15 protein-coding genes are annotated in these 16,244 nt (G+C 61.6%); 9 read left to right on the top strand and 6 right to left on the bottom strand.

Features of this window, described 5'->3' with window-relative positions; all coding sequences use genetic code 11:
- The first annotated feature begins 131 nt into the window (after nt 1-131).
- The 6 genes from V6943_RS07795 to V6943_RS07770 all read left to right on the top strand — a co-directional run bounded on the left by V6943_RS07795 (nt 132) and on the right by V6943_RS07770 (nt 8,089).
- A complete protein-coding gene (locus V6943_RS07795; RefSeq protein WP_340553125.1) occupies nt 132-443 on the top strand; it encodes a hypothetical protein in 312 nt (103 codons plus the stop codon).
- 14 nt (nt 444-457) lie between these two features.
- On the top strand, nt 458-1,147 hold the full coding sequence (locus tag V6943_RS07790) for an SDR family oxidoreductase (RefSeq protein ID WP_340553124.1): 690 nt from the start codon (nt 458-460) through the stop codon (nt 1,145-1,147).
- Nucleotides 1,148-1,350: 203 nt separating this feature from the next.
- Nucleotides 1,351-2,646 carry an ergothioneine biosynthesis protein EgtB gene (egtB, locus tag V6943_RS07785; RefSeq protein ID WP_340553123.1) on the top strand — a complete coding sequence of 432 codons (1,296 nt, stop codon included), beginning with the start codon at nt 1,351-1,353 and terminating at the stop codon, nt 2,644-2,646.
- A 2-nt stretch (nt 2,647-2,648) separates the two neighbouring features.
- Entirely contained in the window at nt 2,649-3,614 is a 966-nt protein-coding gene (gene egtD / locus V6943_RS07780; RefSeq protein WP_340553122.1) for an L-histidine N(alpha)-methyltransferase, read from the top strand.
- Nucleotides 3,611-5,368: a S8/S53 family peptidase gene (locus V6943_RS07775; RefSeq protein WP_445324126.1), complete on the top strand. Its 1,758-nt coding sequence runs from the start codon at nt 3,611-3,613 to the stop codon at nt 5,366-5,368. The genes egtD and V6943_RS07775 overlap by 4 nt, the downstream gene beginning before the upstream one ends.
- Nucleotides 5,369-5,956: 588 nt before the next feature.
- Nucleotides 5,957-8,089 (top strand): glycoside hydrolase family 5 protein, encoded by a 2,133-nt coding sequence (locus V6943_RS07770; protein WP_340553121.1) that lies wholly within the window; start codon nt 5,957-5,959, stop codon nt 8,087-8,089.
- 50 nt (nt 8,090-8,139) lie between these two features.
- On the opposite strand, the gene V6943_RS07765 is transcribed toward V6943_RS07770, so the two are convergent.
- Nucleotides 8,140-8,517 carry a transcriptional regulator gene (locus tag V6943_RS07765; RefSeq protein WP_131651103.1) on the bottom strand — a complete coding sequence of 126 codons (378 nt, stop codon included), beginning with the start codon at nt 8,515-8,517 and terminating at the stop codon, nt 8,140-8,142.
- A gap of 152 nt (nt 8,518-8,669) precedes the next feature.
- Here V6943_RS07765 and V6943_RS07760 point away from each other — a divergent pair, with 152 nt between their 5' ends.
- On the top strand, nt 8,670-8,963 hold the full coding sequence (locus V6943_RS07760; RefSeq protein ID WP_181101863.1) for a hypothetical protein: 294 nt from the start codon (nt 8,670-8,672) through the stop codon (nt 8,961-8,963).
- A 48-nt stretch (nt 8,964-9,011) separates the two neighbouring features.
- Here the strand turns inward: V6943_RS07760 and V6943_RS07755 are convergent, their stop codons facing one another.
- Both V6943_RS07755 and V6943_RS07750 read right to left on the bottom strand, forming a co-directional pair.
- Entirely contained in the window at nt 9,012-10,358 is a 1,347-nt protein-coding gene (locus V6943_RS07755) for a DEAD/DEAH box helicase (protein WP_340553120.1), read from the bottom strand.
- A 214-nt stretch (nt 10,359-10,572) separates the two neighbouring features.
- Nucleotides 10,573-10,902 (bottom strand): 3-phosphoglycerate kinase, encoded by a 330-nt coding sequence (locus tag V6943_RS07750; protein WP_256049080.1) that lies wholly within the window; start codon nt 10,900-10,902, stop codon nt 10,573-10,575.
- A gap of 63 nt (nt 10,903-10,965) precedes the next feature.
- Here V6943_RS07750 and V6943_RS07745 point away from each other — a divergent pair, with 63 nt between their 5' ends.
- Both V6943_RS07745 and V6943_RS07740 read left to right on the top strand, forming a co-directional pair.
- Nucleotides 10,966-11,910 carry a LysR family transcriptional regulator gene (locus V6943_RS07745; RefSeq protein ID WP_256058252.1) on the top strand — a complete coding sequence of 315 codons (945 nt, stop codon included), beginning with the start codon at nt 10,966-10,968 and terminating at the stop codon, nt 11,908-11,910.
- Entirely contained in the window at nt 11,907-12,458 is a 552-nt protein-coding gene (locus V6943_RS07740; protein ID WP_340553119.1) for a peptidylprolyl isomerase, read from the top strand. Before V6943_RS07745 ends, V6943_RS07740 begins: the two co-directional genes overlap by 4 nt.
- A gap of 57 nt (nt 12,459-12,515) precedes the next feature.
- Here the strand turns inward: V6943_RS07740 and V6943_RS07735 are convergent, their stop codons facing one another.
- The 3 genes from V6943_RS07735 to V6943_RS07725 form a co-directional block, all read right to left on the bottom strand.
- The gene (locus V6943_RS07735; RefSeq protein WP_340553118.1) at nt 12,516-13,412 is read right to left on the bottom strand and encodes a CHAD domain-containing protein; all 897 of its coding nucleotides are present in this window, start codon (nt 13,410-13,412) and stop codon (nt 12,516-12,518) included.
- 51 nt (nt 13,413-13,463) lie between these two features.
- Complete coding sequence (locus V6943_RS07730; RefSeq protein ID WP_340553117.1) at nt 13,464-14,729, bottom strand: Hsp70 family protein; 1,266 nt, start codon at nt 14,727-14,729, stop codon at nt 13,464-13,466.
- Nucleotides 14,730-14,854: 125 nt separating this feature from the next.
- Nucleotides 14,855-16,201 carry a spinster family MFS transporter gene (locus V6943_RS07725; protein ID WP_340553116.1) on the bottom strand — a complete coding sequence of 449 codons (1,347 nt, stop codon included), beginning with the start codon at nt 16,199-16,201 and terminating at the stop codon, nt 14,855-14,857.
- Nucleotides 16,202-16,244 lie beyond the last annotated feature (43 nt).

Below are 16,244 nucleotides of genomic sequence, written 5' to 3'. Positions count from 1 at the left end.
TGGCAAGGGAACAACCATTACCTGTGTCCCGCGCCTGGCCTGGTGCCATTTGGCGCAGCAACGCGGCTCGCGACGAAACGTCAACAGATCCTAGCGGTCAACTTGGAGACAGCCCGCCAATGGAGAGCACCATGAACACTCAACCCCTGACACTCGACGATGCGATGCAGCTGGTCACCGAAGCCTTTCTGCCGTGCGGCTGCGTGACCAGTGCCAACCCGGACGACGACAGTTTCGGTTTTACCGTGATGTCGAGCAGCGGTGCCGAGATGCTACGCGTGCCCAGCGTGCCGCGTGAGGAATACAGCAGCGCGCAGCGGCTCGGCAGCGTCATCGAGCAGGCGCGGCTCGACGTTGAAGACAAGGACCAGCGCCTCGAGCCCTGGACCATGCCGGTACTGGCCGACGACACCGGCATCCCGGAAACCCCACCAAACTATTGAGTCTGGAGGTGACCATGAGCGATCCGGTTCTGCTGATCACCGGTGCTTCATCCGGAATCGGCGCGGCTACCGCACGGCTCGCCGCTGAAGCCGGTTACCGCGTTGCGCTGGCGGCGCGTTCCGAGCACAAGCTCGCGGAACTGGTGAGCGAACTCGGCGGATCGGAACGCGCACTGGCGATCCGCTGTGATGTGAAGGAATACGCCGAGCAGCAAGCCATGGTGCGGCAGGTGCTGGAGCATTTCGGCCAGCTCGATGCGGTCTACGCCAACGCCGGAATACCCGGCAGCGAAGGCGGCTTCAGCGGCGCCGACCCTGAAGTCTGGCGCGAGATGCTGCTGACCAATGTCTACGGCGTCGGGCTGACCCTGCGCTGCAGCATCGAGGCGCTCAAGGCCAGTCGCGGCCACTTGCTGTTGACGGGCTCGGCCGCAGGACGCTTCGTCATACCCGGCTCGATGTACAGCGCCAGCAAATGGGCCGTGACCGGCATGGGCCTCAGCGTGCGCGAGGAATTGCGCGGCACCGGCGTGCGGGTCACGTTGATCGAGCCGGGCATGGTCGACACGCCGCTGTTCGACGAACCGCCGGCGTACGCGATGCAACCGGAGGACATTGGCCGAGCAGTGGTTTACGCGCTGTCGCAGCCGGCACACGTGGACGTCAACGAGATCCTTATCCGCCCTACTCCGCCGGTCGGCTAGCGCAGCAAAGCGGCAACAGCCGTTAGCCGGACATCGTTCAGTGCCTAACGCAATCGGGCTTTACATCACAGGCGAAGCGAAGCCATTGCAGCGCTCTCGCATCCACATCTCAGAAACTTTTGCGCCTCGCTTCGGGTCGCTATAGAGGCGGTTTTCGGCCGTCCCCGGTCTCGAACTAGCCGGGCATAAACAAGGGGGACGCCATGGGCAACCTGGCAGAACGGCCAAACCAGCAACTGGCGCTCGCCGAAGCAGATCACCTGCTGCAACGCTTCCGGCAGGTACGCGCCACCAGCGAAGCGATCTGCGCACCCTTGCAGATCGAGGATTACGTCATCCAGAGCATGCCCGACGTCAGCCCGCCGAAATGGCACTTGGCGCACGTCAGCTGGTTCTTCGAGGCGTTTGTGCTCAAGCCGTATCTGGCTGGCTACAAGCCGCTCGATGCGGTCTATGACCACCTGTTCAATTCCTATTATGAAACCCACGGCACGCCATTCCCACGGGCCCAGCGCGGGCTGATTTCACGGCCCGGCGTGGACGACGTCTACCGCTTTCGCCATTACGTCGATCAGGCGATGGGCGAGCTTCTGGCCAATCCACCCCGGCAGCATGCCGTTGAAATCCTGCGCCGGGTCGAGCTGGGCCTGGAGCATGAACAGCAGCATCAGGAGCTGCTGCTGATGGACATCAAGCACATCCTGGCGCAAAACCCTTTGCACCCTGTTTACCGGAACGATCTGAAACCGGCACCGACACTGCATAACGACCGCCTGCGCTGGCACGACTATGGCGGCGGGGTGCGCCACATCGGCCACGACGGCAACGGTTTCGCCTTCGATTGTGAGACACCGCGACATCGGCAGTTCATCGAAGATTTCCAGCTGGCCGATCGATTGGTGAGCAATCGCGAATATCTGTCGTTCATCGCCGACGGCGGTTACGCGCGCAGTAAGCTCTGGCTGTCCGATGGCTGGGCACATATCCAACAGCACGGCTGGAACGCCCCGCTGTATTGGCACCGCGACGACGGCGCCTGGTACGAAATGACCCTCGGCGGGCTGCGGCCGCTGGATCTGGAGGCGCCGGTCTGCCACGTCAGTTTCTACGAGGCGGATGCCTACGCACGCTGGGCCGGCGCCCGGCTGCCCAGCGAAGCCGAGTGGGAGATCGCCGCTGTGGAACAGCCACTGCGCGGCAACTTCCTGGAGAACGATCATTTGCAGCCAGTCGCGGCGAGCGCCCCCCATGACGGGCCCGCGCAGTTGTTCGGAGATGTCTGGGAATGGACGGCCAGCGCTTACCGCCCCTACCCCGGCTTCCGCGCGCTGGAAGGCAGCCTGGGCGAGTACAACGGCAAATTCATGTCCGGCCAGATGGTGCTGCGCGGCGGTTGCTGCGCCACGCCGCAAAGCCATATCCGCGCCACCTACCGCAACTTTTTCCAGCCGGCCATGCGCTGGCAATTCGCCGGGCTACGCCTGGCCAGGGAGCTATGACGATGGCGTTAGCCGTGCATTTCCATGACCAGACCCAGCAACCTCATGAGGCCTCGCTGCGTGACGAAACGCTGGCCGCCTTCGCCGCCTCGCCGAAGCATATTTCGCCGAAGTTCTTCTACGACCGGCGCGGATCGGAGCTCTTCGAGCAGATATGCCTGCAGCCCGAGTACTACCTGACCCGTACCGAGGAACGGATTCTCGCCGATGCGGCGAACGATATCCGTGAGATCGCCGGACCGCAGACCGACCTGATCGAGCTGGGCAGCGGCGCCAGCCGCAAGGTGCGCCTGCTGCTCGAAGGGTTGCGGCCGGTCAGTTATCTGGGCATCGACATCTCGGAGCAGTTCCTACTGACCAGCACTCAGCGCCTGGCCGCCGACTATCCATGGCTGGAAGTACACGCCGCCTGTGCCGACTTCTCCGATGAGCTGGCGCTGCCGGACGACTTCACCATCCATCACCCGCTGGTGTTCTTTCCCGGCTCCAGCATCGGTAACTTCACGCCGTTGCAAGCGCGCAAGCTGCTTGGGCATCTGCACGACATCCTTCCGCCCGGGGGCGGCGTGCTGATTGGCGTTGACCTGGTCAAGGACCGCGACGTGCTCGAAGCGGCTTACAACGACCGTGCCCATGTCACGGCGGCGTTCAACCTCAACCTGTTGCGACGTATCCGCGAAGAACTGAACAGCGATATCGACCCGTCACGTTTCGCTCACCGCGCCTTCTTCAATGAAAATGACTCGCGCATCGAAATGCATCTGATCAGCCGTGAGGCGCAGGACGTGACCGTCGACGGCCAGCGGTTTCACTTCGATGCCGGCGAAAGCCTGCACACCGAGAATTCCTACAAGTACACGCTGGAGTCCTTCGCCAATCTCGCAAGCAGTGCCGGCTTCGATTGCAGCGGTCAGTGGACCGACTCCGCAGAGCTGTTCAGCGTCCACTATCTGCAGCGTCGACAATGAAGGCAGCTCATCTCTGCGTATCGATCGGGCTTGCGCTGGGCCTGCTGAACCCAAGCCTGGCGATGGCTGAATCGACTCCGCTGCGGCTCAAGGATATGCAGCGTTGCGGCGACCTCTTCTCGGACGATCAGTTGACCTTCTGTCTGCGTGCGACCGGGCTCGATGACGGCGACGTCAGGCTGATGCTGCGCGGCAAACCGATCGAAGCCGCCCGTTCAGGCGACGGCAAGCTGCGGTTGTCACTGAGCAAGTCCGAGCACGAGAGCGGGCCGCTGTGGCTGGAGCAAGGCGAACGCCGCAGCAACCCGGTCTGGCTGACGATGAACGGGAGCCATGTGCTGGCAGCCGGCCCTGACGAAGTGACCAAGAACATGGACGGGCTGAACACCTATGTCGATTTGATCAGCCTGATCATCGAGGAAAACCTCGACGGCCTGGAAAAGTCGCAGCAACTGGCCAAGAAATACGGTGCCGAAGTAGTCGGCGCCATCGCACCGCTCAACATCTATCAGTTGCGCCTGCCGGTAACGAACCTGACCGAGCGAGACGCCATGGTGCTGCGCCTGGGAAACGAGGTAGGCGTAGACGCGGTGGTGATCGAGGAATCCGGCGCCGAGGAGCCGCTGGAGCAGGACAAGGAGCCCAAGCCGCGCCACAGTGAGTGGGTCGCCAATCGATTCTTGGACGCCGTCGACTATTACCAGCACCGCGTGCCGTCCAAACAAGCCCCTGTCGAGACGCACCCTGTGCGAATCGGCATCGTCGAGCGCAACGTCGACTTCGACGCCCCCGAGTTCGCTCCTTATTTAGGCGATTGCGATCCACGAGAGCCGCGCACATGCGTGTATGCCAGGGACGCCGAGGCGCCGGACGAACATGGCACCACCGTTACCGGAATACTTGCGGCGCGTAGCATCGAGCCAAGCGACAGCGGTTTTCTGAGCGCACTAGAGCCAGCCAGCGCCGGCTTCGAGGTGATCGTCGAGCGCAACTCCGATGCCGGCATCACCGCCAATGTGGCCGCATCGGTCAACCTGGTCGAGGATGGCGTGCGCGTATTGAATTGGAGCTGGGGCATCCACCGCATCGGCACGCGGGATGTAGAGGGCGAGGAAGTCGACTCGCTGATTCGTTCAGGCATCGCCATGAGCGGCTATGAGGAGTTGCTCGAAGAGTTCTTCCTCTGGTTGCGCCGTGAGCATCCCGACGTACTGGTGGTGAATTCCGCCGGCAATGGCTCGGCGCGCTCCAGTCTGGATGACTACCGCCTGCCGTCCTCATTCATCACCGAGCAATTGTTGGTCGTCGGCGGCCACCAGCGCAACGACAAGCGCGACGTGCCAGTGGAGCATCCGGAATACGTCACCAAGCGGCCTTCATCGAATGTCGACATGCGCGTCGACATCACCGCCTCGGCCTGCACGCGCGCCGCAACGCTGGAGCCGGGCAAGCGCGGCGAGGTGCATTGCGGCACGTCATACGCCACCCCGATGGTGACGGGCATCATCGCGACGATGCTCTCGATCAACCCGCATCTGGCGCCAGAGCAGGTGCGGGAACTGTTACGTCGCAGCGCACTGACCATCGGCCGAGACAGCGATTTCGAGCCGGTCGAAGCCGACGACCTGACCGCGCCGATTCTGCCTTCCGAGCGCAACTATCAGATGAACAATCAGGACATCGGTCGCTCGGCCCGCCTGGACATGCGCAAGGCGTTGGAGCTCACCGTCGACAGCCTGGATCAGGTGCGCTGACCTAGCGTGATCCGACGCCGCTTCGGCGAGTCAGCCGCCCTGGTCTGATTCGCCGTGCCTGCATCTCGGCTCTTCTAGCCGAGCTATCAATCTGCCATCCAACAGCGTTTATCTTTCAATGAACGAGCTAATTACGTTTCGCTTGTTAACCGCGTATGTGCTTTAGAAATATTCTGCAATGAACAGGTTGGCTACGTTTATGCGCTGACAAACTAACAAGCGAAACGGTAATTATCTAAACCAGCGCTAAGCCTGTTTCTCTAAGCAAAATAATTACTTATTAATCAACAGGTTGCGTTATTAGAAATTAGTAGCTTATTGATATCAAATAATATCAATATGAAACCACATAACTAAAACCAAGGTTTATGCCGAATTACCGGCGCCAAAATAATTTTACTGCCTGCTAATCCTTCTATATAAAGCCTATCCATTCAAAGCGAGCCAACGGTATTGCCGTTTCGCTGCTTTGTTGTGAGTGGGTGGCGTCGTCGGCAGTGCTTCGTTTGTTGCATCCCCCAATGAATGCTTCCGCAATTTTTTAAAGGGCACGCGTGCCTTTTGTCGTATTAAGTTCCGGAGATATCAATGTCCCTCAAAGCAGTTTCGGGCGCACCACGAGCAGTACTCGGCGCCTTCATGCTTACCGCGATGTTTGGCCTCACTACGGTGATCCAGGATGCCAACGCAGCAGCTTCCTCGTCCGCTGCAAGCGCGACGAGGGCCGTCGCCACCGCGCAAGTCAACGACTTCACCAGTCCCGAGTGGAACAAGGGGACCTGGCGCAAATCGGCGGGGTTTTCCATCCCGGCGACAACGGCTAACAAAGCCGCATTCAAGAAAGGCGAGCAGGTAAAGCTGGCGAACGGTGAGATTCGTTCGGTGAAGGTCGTCTATTTTTCCGGCGCGCACATGAGCGTGATGCTGTCAGGCGCAACGCTCAACGCCGCGGCCACCGGTTATCCGAAAACCGTTTCGGCGCTGGGCTCGGATACAGGCGCGCCGGCAATCGCCGCACCGCAGCCGGCACCCTCGGCCAGTACGTCCAGCCATAGCAGCGCCATCAACAATTACACCAACAGCGATTGGCAGAATGGTGTGTGGCGCAAATCGGCGGGCTATTCGATTCCGGCGAACAGTGCTAACCGCTCTGCGTTCAAGGCCGGCGCTTCGGTGAAGCTGGCGGACGGACAGGTGCGCAAGATCAACGCCGTGTATGTATCCGGCAACAACATGAGCGTGATGCTTTCAGGCGCGACTTTGAGCGCCAAGCTCGGCCACCCAAACAAGTTGTTTTCTGTAGGCAGCACCGCTCCGGTTCCGGTTCCGGTTCCGGTTCCGGCTCCGGCCCCAACTCCGGCTGCGCCCAGCCAGCCCACCAAGCCGGCCGTAACCCCGCCGTCGAACAGCTCGCCCGCACCGCTGACGATTGCACTCAACTCCTTCAACGGTGGCGATTTCGTCAATGGCATCTATAACACCGGCAAGTTCGTAGGGATTTCCGTCAAGGCGACCGCCCAGAACAAGGCAGCCTTCCACAAGGGCGCGAAAGTCAGGCTTGCCGACGGGCAGGTGCGCACCATCAACCTGATCTATCAATCGGGCGGCAATATGACCGTGATGATGGACGGTGGCGCCATCAACGGGAAGGCCGTGGGTTACCCGCGAACCGTGTCGGTCAGCAGCACCGGTTTCAGCCAGGCAAGCCCGGGCACCGGAACTAACGCTCCAGCCAACAACGCGCCAGTGGCAAACCCCATCAACCTGGTCGGCATCAACCTGGCCGGTGCCGAGTTTGGTGCTGACGTCGCCTTGCCCGGGACATACCTAAAGCACTACATCTACCCGGGCGAAGCTGACTTCAAGCGCTACGCCGAACGCAACCTAAAGCTGGTACGTCTGCCATTTCGTTGGGAACGGATTCAACCGAGGCTCAACGGCGAGCTGAACAGCGTCGAGCTGGCGCGAATGATGGCGACGCTTGACTATGCAAAGAAGTACAACATGCAGGTCATCCTCGACATGCATAACTACTACCGCTACTTCGGCAAGATGATCGGTTCCAATGAAGTGCCCATTAGCGCTTTTGCCGATGCCTGGCGACGCATTGCACAAAAGGTTGCCAACCACCCGGCAGTTTATGGATATGGCTTGATGAACGAGCCACACACCACAAACGGCAAGTGGCCCACCGCTGCCCTGGCTGCGGCGAAGAGCATCCGCACCATCGACTCCAAACGCTGGGTAGTCATCGCCGGCGACCGCTGGTCCAGCGCATTCCACTGGCCGTCCTATAACACCCAGCTGGTCAACGACCCTTGGATGCGTGATTCGAAAAACAATCTGGTATTTGAAGCCCACCTGTATTTCGACAAGGATTATTCGGGCTATTACACCAACAGGAAAGAGGTCTACGATCCAATGATCGGTGTCAACCGGGCCAAGCCTTTCGTCGAGTGGCTCAGCAAAAACAAGCTGCGTGGTTTCATCGGCGAGCATGGCGCCCCGGACTTCTCACCCTCGGCAATCGTGGCGACCGACAACCTGCTGAAGTATCTCAATAAGCACTGCATCCCAAGCACCTACTGGGCTGCCGGTCCATGGTGGGGCGACTACGCACTGTCGCTGGACGTGAAAAGTGGCAAGCCACGTCCGCAGCTGCCCGTACTGCAGAAGCACGCGGCGAACAAATCCTGCGGGACCATCGGTCCACTGTTCTAACCGGTCTGTATGGCTAAATCTGCGCCCCGCCTTAGCGGGGCGTATTTTTTTCAGCCTGTCGCCAAGGCGTCGAAGATCTCCGGCGTTAGCGCTGCCTCGCCTTTGTCATCCAGGCGCTGGCGGTACGCAGTGCCCGCAGTGTCGCCTTCGAGCATTTCAAGTAGCCGTGAACCCCGCTCGGTCAGGACGAAATTCTCACCATTACCGCCCTGCTCTTCCGGGCGCGTCACCAGAAACCCCCCTTCGAACAGCAGGCTCTCGTAGTTCTGCGCTTCAGCCTTGAGCGAATCGAGATTAGGCAGTGGCTGGCCGGCATCCTCCATGGCAATCGCATGCTCATCGGCGTATTGACGCGGTGCGAAGGCCTCGTTGCCAGGCTTTTGCGCTTCGCGCAGCAGACGCAGCATCAGATCCCAGTCATAGGTCATGTCGTTCTCCTGTTGCACCGCGTCAGAACGCGGCTCTTGCTAATACGGACCGTGCCGGCTGCGGCATGGTTCGATCATCAGCACAACGGGAAAGGCTGAACCAAAGCGCTCGCATGGCATCCACCGAACAGGTCTTAAAGGAGCGCACCACCATGAAATATCTGATGATCCCCCTCGCTGCCGCCCTGCTGGCCAGCCAGCCGGCACTGGCCGAATGCACCACGGACCAGATAAACGCCAAGGCCCGGCAGCTGGCCGAACGCGTCAATCAGCTAACCGAAAGCGACCCCGAGCGTGCTGCCGAGATCAACGAGCAATTGCGGGAGATGGAGGTCAAGCAGACCGCCGACCAGCTGGGCGACGAATGCCAGGCCTATGACAAGCGCCTGCAGCACGTCGAGGAAGCGGAGAAAAAAGCTGATATCGCACCAGCGGAGAAGCGCTGACGGACACGAATGACCGGGGCTGCGACGCCCCGGTGTGTAGTGGAGATCTTATTCGGCGGTGGGCTTCTTACGGCGCAGCGGTGCCATGCCGTCCTGACTGACGACCTGCGAGGCAGGCGCTTCACGCTTGGCGTTCTTCGGTCGCTTGGCCGTCGGTTTTGATGCCACTTTGGTCTTCTTGTCGGTGGCCTTCTTCTTGTCGTCCTTTTTCTTCTTGGTGCCGGCGGCCTTGCCCGATGCCTTGAGGTTCTTCGGGCCCATGTAGCCGCCCTTCAAACCTTTGATGACGCGATGCTCGAAACGCTGCTTGAGGTAGCGTTCGATACTCGACATCAAGTTCCAGTCGTTATGGCAGATCAGCGAGATCGCCAGGCCGTCGGCGCCGGCGCGCCCGGTACGACCGATGCGGTGCACGTATTCGTCACCCGAGCGCGGCATGTCGAAGTTGATCACCAGATCCAGACCTTCGATATCCAGACCGCGCGCCGCCACGTCGGTGGCTACCAGAACCTTCACGCCACCTTCCTTGACGCGGTCGATGGCCAGCTTGCGCTCCTTCTGATCCTTGTCCCCGTGCAGCACGTAAGCCTTGACGCCCTCGGCCACCAGCCGTCCGTAAAGACGGTCGGCCTGCACGCGGGTATTGGTGAAGATCACGGCCTTCTTGTAGGTCTCGTTGGCCAGCAGCCAGTGCACCAGCTTCTCTTTATGCTCGATGCTCTCGGCGGTGATGATCTGCTGACGGGTGCCCTCGTTCAGCTCGCTGACGCGGTTGAGCTGAAGGTGCAGCGGATCGCGCAACACACTGGCCGCCATCTCGCGCAAGGCGGCGCCGCCGCTGGTGGCGGAGAACAGCAGCGTCTGCTGACGCTTGGCACATTCGCCGACCAGCCGCTGTACGTCGTCGGCGAAGCCCATGTCGAGCATGCGGTCGGCTTCATCGAGGATCAGCAGTTCGACGTCCTTGAGAATCAGCGTGCCCGCATTGAGATGCTCGATCATCCGTCCCGGCGTGCCGATGAGGATGTCCGGGACCTTGCGCAGGATCGCCGCCTGGACCTTGAAGTCCTCGCCACCGGTGATCATCGCCGACTTGATGAAGGTGAACTGCGAGAAGCGCTCGACTTCCTTGAGGGTCTGCTGGGCCAGCTCGCGGGTCGGCAGCAGGATCAGCACGCGCACGTCGGTGCGCACCACCGCATCGCCGATCAGCCGGTTGAGCATCGGCAGCACGAACGCCGCCGTCTTGCCGCTGCCGGTCTGCGCCGTTACCCGCAGGTCGCGCCCTTCCAGCGCCGGGGGAATGGCCGCCACCTGCACCGGCGTCGGCTCGACGAATTTGAGTTCGGCGACCGCCTTGAGCAGGCGTTCATGCAGGGCGAATTGGTCAAACAAGGGGGATACCTCAAGGTCGAAAAACGTCGCATAGATTAACGCGTCCGGCCGGTGGAAAGGCGGCTTTATCAGCGCGACGATCGACCGGATCGTTGATCGAACCCATCGCGGGCGAATGCGTCCGTGCAAAAGCGACTAACGATTGAATGGGCGACGCGCTCAGCCGAGCCTTGGAAGCCGGCCACCGCGTCCCGATCGGCTCACCGCGCGAACCTCATTGCGGCTCGCAGGTCAGCTTGATACGCAGGCGGATCACATCGCGCTTGAACTTGGCGGTCAGCGGCTTGCGCTCGCCAGCCTCGAGCGTGGTACGACGGGTACGCGGTGCTTCCGGGCCGTTGCGAAACACTGCCGAGCAGCTCACAGGGCGCTCGCCGAAGTTCTGCAACAGCAGACCGGCCATGTCCCGGTCGATGGTTTCGGTGGTAGCCAGCACTTCGGCGCCATTGAGCTGCTGCTCCAGCTCCACCGGATAGCTGACGGCCAGGGCGCTCAGTGGGATGATTGCGAGCGAAGCGAGCGCGGCGAAGCGTATTTTTTTCATTTATGCGGGCTCCTCGTGAAGACGTGCCAGCGTACCAGACAGACGCGACAGGGAAATAATGGAATGAAAGTGCCACGCGTGACCCTCGATCAATGGCGAACCCTGCAGGCGGTGATCGATCACGGCGGCTTTGCCCAGGCAGCGGAGATGCTGCATCGCTCCCAGTCGTCGGTCAGCTATACCGTGGCGCGCATGCAGGAGCAGCTAGGCGTTCCGCTGTTGCGCATCGATGGACGCAAGGCCGTGCTCACCGAGGCCGGCGAGGTGCTGCTGCGCCGCTCGCGGCAGTTGGTCGTCCAGGCCGGACAGCTCGAAGAGCTGGCCCATCACATGGAGCAGGGCTGGGAAGCCGAAGTACGCCTGGTGGTGGACGCCGCCTACCCCAACGCCAAGCTGATCCGCGCGTTGACCGAATTCATGCCCAAGAGCCGCGGATGCCGAGTACGGCTGCGTGAGGAGGTGCTTTCGGGTGTCGAAGATGTGCTCAGGGATGGCACCGCCGACCTGGCAATCACCAGTCTGGACATCACCGGCTACCTCGGTGCCGAACTGGGCAGCGTTGAGTTCGTTGCCGTCGCCCATGCCGACCATTCGCTGCACCAGTTGCAGCGCAAGCTCAGCGTGCAGGATCTGCAGAATCAGATGCAGGTGGTGGTGCGCGATTCCGGCCAACGTCAGCCGCGCGACGCCGGTTGGCTGGGCGCCGAGCAACGCTGGACCGTCGGCAGCCTGGCCACCTCGGTCGCCTTCGTCAGCAGCGGCCTGGGTTTCGCCTGGCTGCCGCGACACATGATCGGCCGCGAGCTGGCCGAAGGCGTGCTCAAGCCGCTGCCGTTGATCCAGGGCAGCATTCGCCGCCCGTTGTTCTATCTCTACACTAACCCCGACAAGTCGCTCGGCCCGGCAACGCAGATTCTCATCGACCTGATCAAGACGTACGATGCGCAATCGCCGTCTGCCAATGGCCGACCGGCCCAGGCTTCCACCCTCAACAGGACTACACCATGAAACGACTCGTACTCGCCGCCTGCTCGCTGTTGCTCGCCGGAAACCTCCTAGCGGCAGACAATCCACACGTGCTGCTGAACACCAGCATGGGCGAAATCGAAATCGAGCTTGAAGCCGAGAAGGCACCGATCAGCGTGAAGAACTTTCTCAGCTATGTCGAAAGCGGCTTCTACGATGGCACGGTGTTCCACCGCGTGATCCCCGGTTTCATGATCCAGGGCGGTGGCTTCAACGAAGGCCTGGGCCAGAAGAAGACCGGCGAGCCGATCAAGAACGAAGCCGACAATGGCCTGCACAACGTTCGCGGAACCTTGGCGATGGCCCGCACACAGAACGTCAACTCGGCCACCAGCCAGTTCTTCATCAACCACCGCGACAATGCCTTCCTCGACCATGGCGGTCGCGATTTCGGCTATGCAGTGTTCGGCAAGGTGGTGCGCGGAATGGATGTGGTCGATCAGATTGCCCAGGTGCCGACCGGCAACCGCAGCATGATGCAGAACGTCCCGCTGCAGCCGGTGACGATCGTTTCCGCGAAGAAGCTCTAACCTCGATTCCCCCTTCCACTGCCGGCGTTCGGCCTCATGGCCGGGCGCCTGGTGCAGTCAGGCCTCGGCGGTTTCCCAGTAGCGCTGCCAGCGCGCCACCAGATCTCGCGGTGCCTCCAGATAGAGCTCATCACCCAGCGCCAGCGCGTCGCGCTGCATTTCACTACGCCGTTGGACGATCACATCGCCGAGCCGCTCACGTAGCGCCTGGTCACCGAAGAGCGGCGGCTGCGCCTGCATCAGCTGCTGCATCATCGCCAGGTCATGATCGTCGCCGAGCAGATCGGCCAGACGCTTGAGCGAGTCGCTGCGCAGCTGCATTAGCGTCGGCCAGCTCGGAGTCAGTAGCCGCGTCTGATACCAGTGATCCTTGACCCGTTTGCGCCATTCATGGAACTGCTCGTCGCTCGGTTCGAGTTTGACCTTGGCCAGCTCGGCGCACCCGTCAGCGTAGGTGCGTTCCACCCCGGCGGCCAACAGCTCGAACCCTTCGGCGCTCAATGGCCAGCTATCGATGCAGGCGCTGGCATTGCGCAGTTCATCGATCGCCTGGGCAATACGGGCATCCAGGTCGACGGCATCGCCTTCGCCCTGCCTGGCTCTTGCCTGCAGGCGCCGACGGATCTGTTTGAAGCCCGCCTCGGCAAACAGCTTAGGGAACCGCTCGCTCAGCAGATCCCAGCTTTCCAGCATGGCGGTGGCGTCGCGAGATTCGGCCAGCGCGCGGCCAAGATCACGTAGGCGCCGATTCTCGCGCTTGAATTCAGCCCCCAAGGGCTTTCGCACCAATCGCAGCAACGCGCGCAATTCCTTGAAGCGCTTGCGCGCCTGATGCACACCCTCGGCTCGCTCGGCAGCTGGCACGCTCAGTGCCTCGATGGCTTTATCGATGCGCTGTCGAGCGACCTTGCGAACCTCGGCGGCGGGATCGTGCGGACGAAGTGTGTAACCCATGACTACTCCCAACAGGCCCGCGAGCCATCTCGGACAGGGGCTCACGGGAAATCAACCGTAACGTTTCTTCGCTTCGATGGCCAAGCCGCTACCAATACTGCCGAAGCGGTTACCTTCGACATGACGGGCTCTCGGCAGCAGTGCGGCGATGCGCTGGCGCAGTGCCGGAATCGCGCTGGAGCCGCCGGTGAAGAACACCGTGTCGATGTCATCGTGCTTCAGCTCGGCACTGGCCAGCAATTGACTGACGTTGCCGCGGATTCGTTCGAGCAGCGGGTCGATGGCCGTTTCGAAACCGTCGCGGGTGAGACTCGCCTGCAGCCCCGCTTCGATCCGCGCGAAGTCGATGAGATAGCGGTCCTGCTCGGTCAGCTCGATCTTGCCCTGCTCCACCTGCATCGCCAGCCAATGTCCGGCGCGTTGTTCGATGAGACTAAACAGCCGGTCGATCCCGGTGGGGTCGACGATGTCGTAGCGCATACTCTGCAGCGCGCGCAGCGAAGCCGGCGCATAGACCGCGTTGATGGTGTGCCAGGTGGCGAGGTTGAGGTGCGTGCTGGTAGGCATCGGTGCGTCGCTTTTCATCCGGCTGCCATAGCCGAACAACGGCATCACGCCCTGCAGGCTGAGCTGCTTGTCGAAATCGGTGCCGCCGATGTGCACGCCTGAGGTGGCGAGAATGTCGCTCTGTCGATCGTCGATCTGACGTCGATCCGGCGACAGGCGCACCAGGGAAAAGTCCGACGTTCCGCCGCCGATATCGACGATCAATACGCGCTCTTCCCGTTCGATGCGTGATTCGTAGTCGAAAGCCGCGGCGATGGGTTCGTACTGGAACGAGACGTCCTTGAAGCCGATCTTCTTCGCCGCTGCGGCCAGGGTGTCGGCGGCCTCCTTGTCCGCCTGCGGGTCGTCGTCGACGAAGAACACCGGACGGCCCAGTACTACCTCGTCGAAGGCGCGTCCGGCGCTGGTTTCGGCGCGCTGCTTGAGCGTTCCAAGGAACAAACCGAGGATGTCCTTGAACGGCATGGCGCTGCCCAGCACCGTGGTTTCGCTCTTCAGCAGCTTGGAGCCCAGCAGGCTCTTGAGCGAGCGCATCAACCGCCCTTCGTAGCCCTCCAGGTATTCGGCCAAGGCCAGCCGGCCATATACCGGACGACGTTCTTCGACATTGAAGAAGACCACCGAAGGCAAGGTGTATTGATCGTCCTCGAGTGCAATCAGCGGCTCGCAGGCGGGGCGCCACCAGCCGACAGTGGAATTGGAGGTGCCGAAGTCGATGCCGCAGGCGCGGGCGGGTGACGGAGTGTGCATATGCGATCCGGACTGCCAAAAACGGCCGCGCAGTTTATGCGAGCCTGCCGGCAAATGCAGGCCAATCGTCGGGGGGATAGCTGGGCCCATCGACAGCGCGGCTGCGCTGTCGATGGGGAGGCGAATCAGGCCAGTGCCGCTTCCGCTTCGCTGGCAGACTGACTCATGCCGTCGGTCATGCGCTTGGCGTCGTGACAGAAGGTCCGTGAGGCCTGGAACAGGAAGGCCATGGTCAGCAGCAACGACGCCGGGATCAGGTACATCGCACCGTGCAGACCCTCGGCGCGGAACGCTTCGCTCATCTCGCTGGCGCCCGCGGCGAGCATTGCCGACTCGGCGAAATGATCCGACAACAGCCCCACCACCACCGTGCCCATGCCACCCCCGAGCAGATACAGACCAGCAAAGAACAGCGCCATGGCAGTGGCGCGCAAACGTGGCTCGACCACATCCTGAATGGCGGTGTAAACGCAGGTGTAGAAGTTGTAGGAGAACAGCCAGCCGATGCTGAAGACCGCAACGAACACGCCGACCTCGATACGCCCCGCCAGCAGCGCATAACCGGTGGCCAGCGTGGCGATGATCATGCTCGCTGCGGCAAAGATCAGCCGACCACGGGCGAAACGCTGATGAATCTTGTCGGCAACCCAGCCGCCAAAGGTCAGCCCGATCAGGCCGGTCAACCCGACGATCACACCGGTGGCCACCGAAGCCTCCACCAGCGGCACACCGTGGTAGCGCATCAGCAGCGGCACCATGAACGCGTTACAGGCGTAGGTCGCGAAGTTGAACGCCAATCCGGCCAGCACCAGCCACCAGAAGGTACGGATCGCCAACACCTTACGCACCGGTTGCTGCACCCGCTCCTGGGACACCTTCACCGTCTCGGCGGCGCCGCGCTTCGGTTCCTTGACGAAGAAGATGAACACCGCCAGCACTAATCCAGGCACGGCAGCGATGAAGAACGGCGCGCGCCAGCTGCCGAAATACTCGACCATCGAACCGATGGTGAAGAAGGCCAGCAGCAGCCCAAGCGGCAGGCCGAGCATGAAGATGCCCATGGCGCGAGCCCGCTTGTGCGCCGGGAACAGATCGCCGATCAGCGAGTTGGCCGCCGGAGCATAGCTGGCTTCGCCGATGCCGATACCCATGCGCACCAGCAGAAAGCTCCAGAAGTTCCAGGCCAGGCCGTTGACTGCCGTCAAGCCGCTCCAGGCGGTCAGGCCCCAGCCCATGATCTTGCGGCGCGAGCCAATGTCGGCCATGCGCCCCAGCGGTACTCCGGCTATCGCATAGACGATAGTGAACGCGGTGCCGATCAGGCCGAGCTGGAAGTCGTTGAGGTTCCATTCCAGGCGTATGGGCTCAGCGATGATGGCGGGAATGGTGCGGTCGAAGAAATTGAACAGGTTGGCCAGAAACAGCAGGAACAGGACGCGCCAGGCGTTCGCGGCTTGGTTGGATGGCTGCATGACGTCGCTCTCGATTTATTGTTATAGGCCGACCATGGAGTCA

It is taken from the genome of Pseudomonas sp. CBC3 (assembly GCF_037967085.1).
Classification (GTDB): domain Bacteria; phylum Pseudomonadota; class Gammaproteobacteria; order Pseudomonadales; family Pseudomonadaceae; genus Stutzerimonas.
This window is presented reverse-complemented; position numbering and strand designations above follow the sequence as displayed.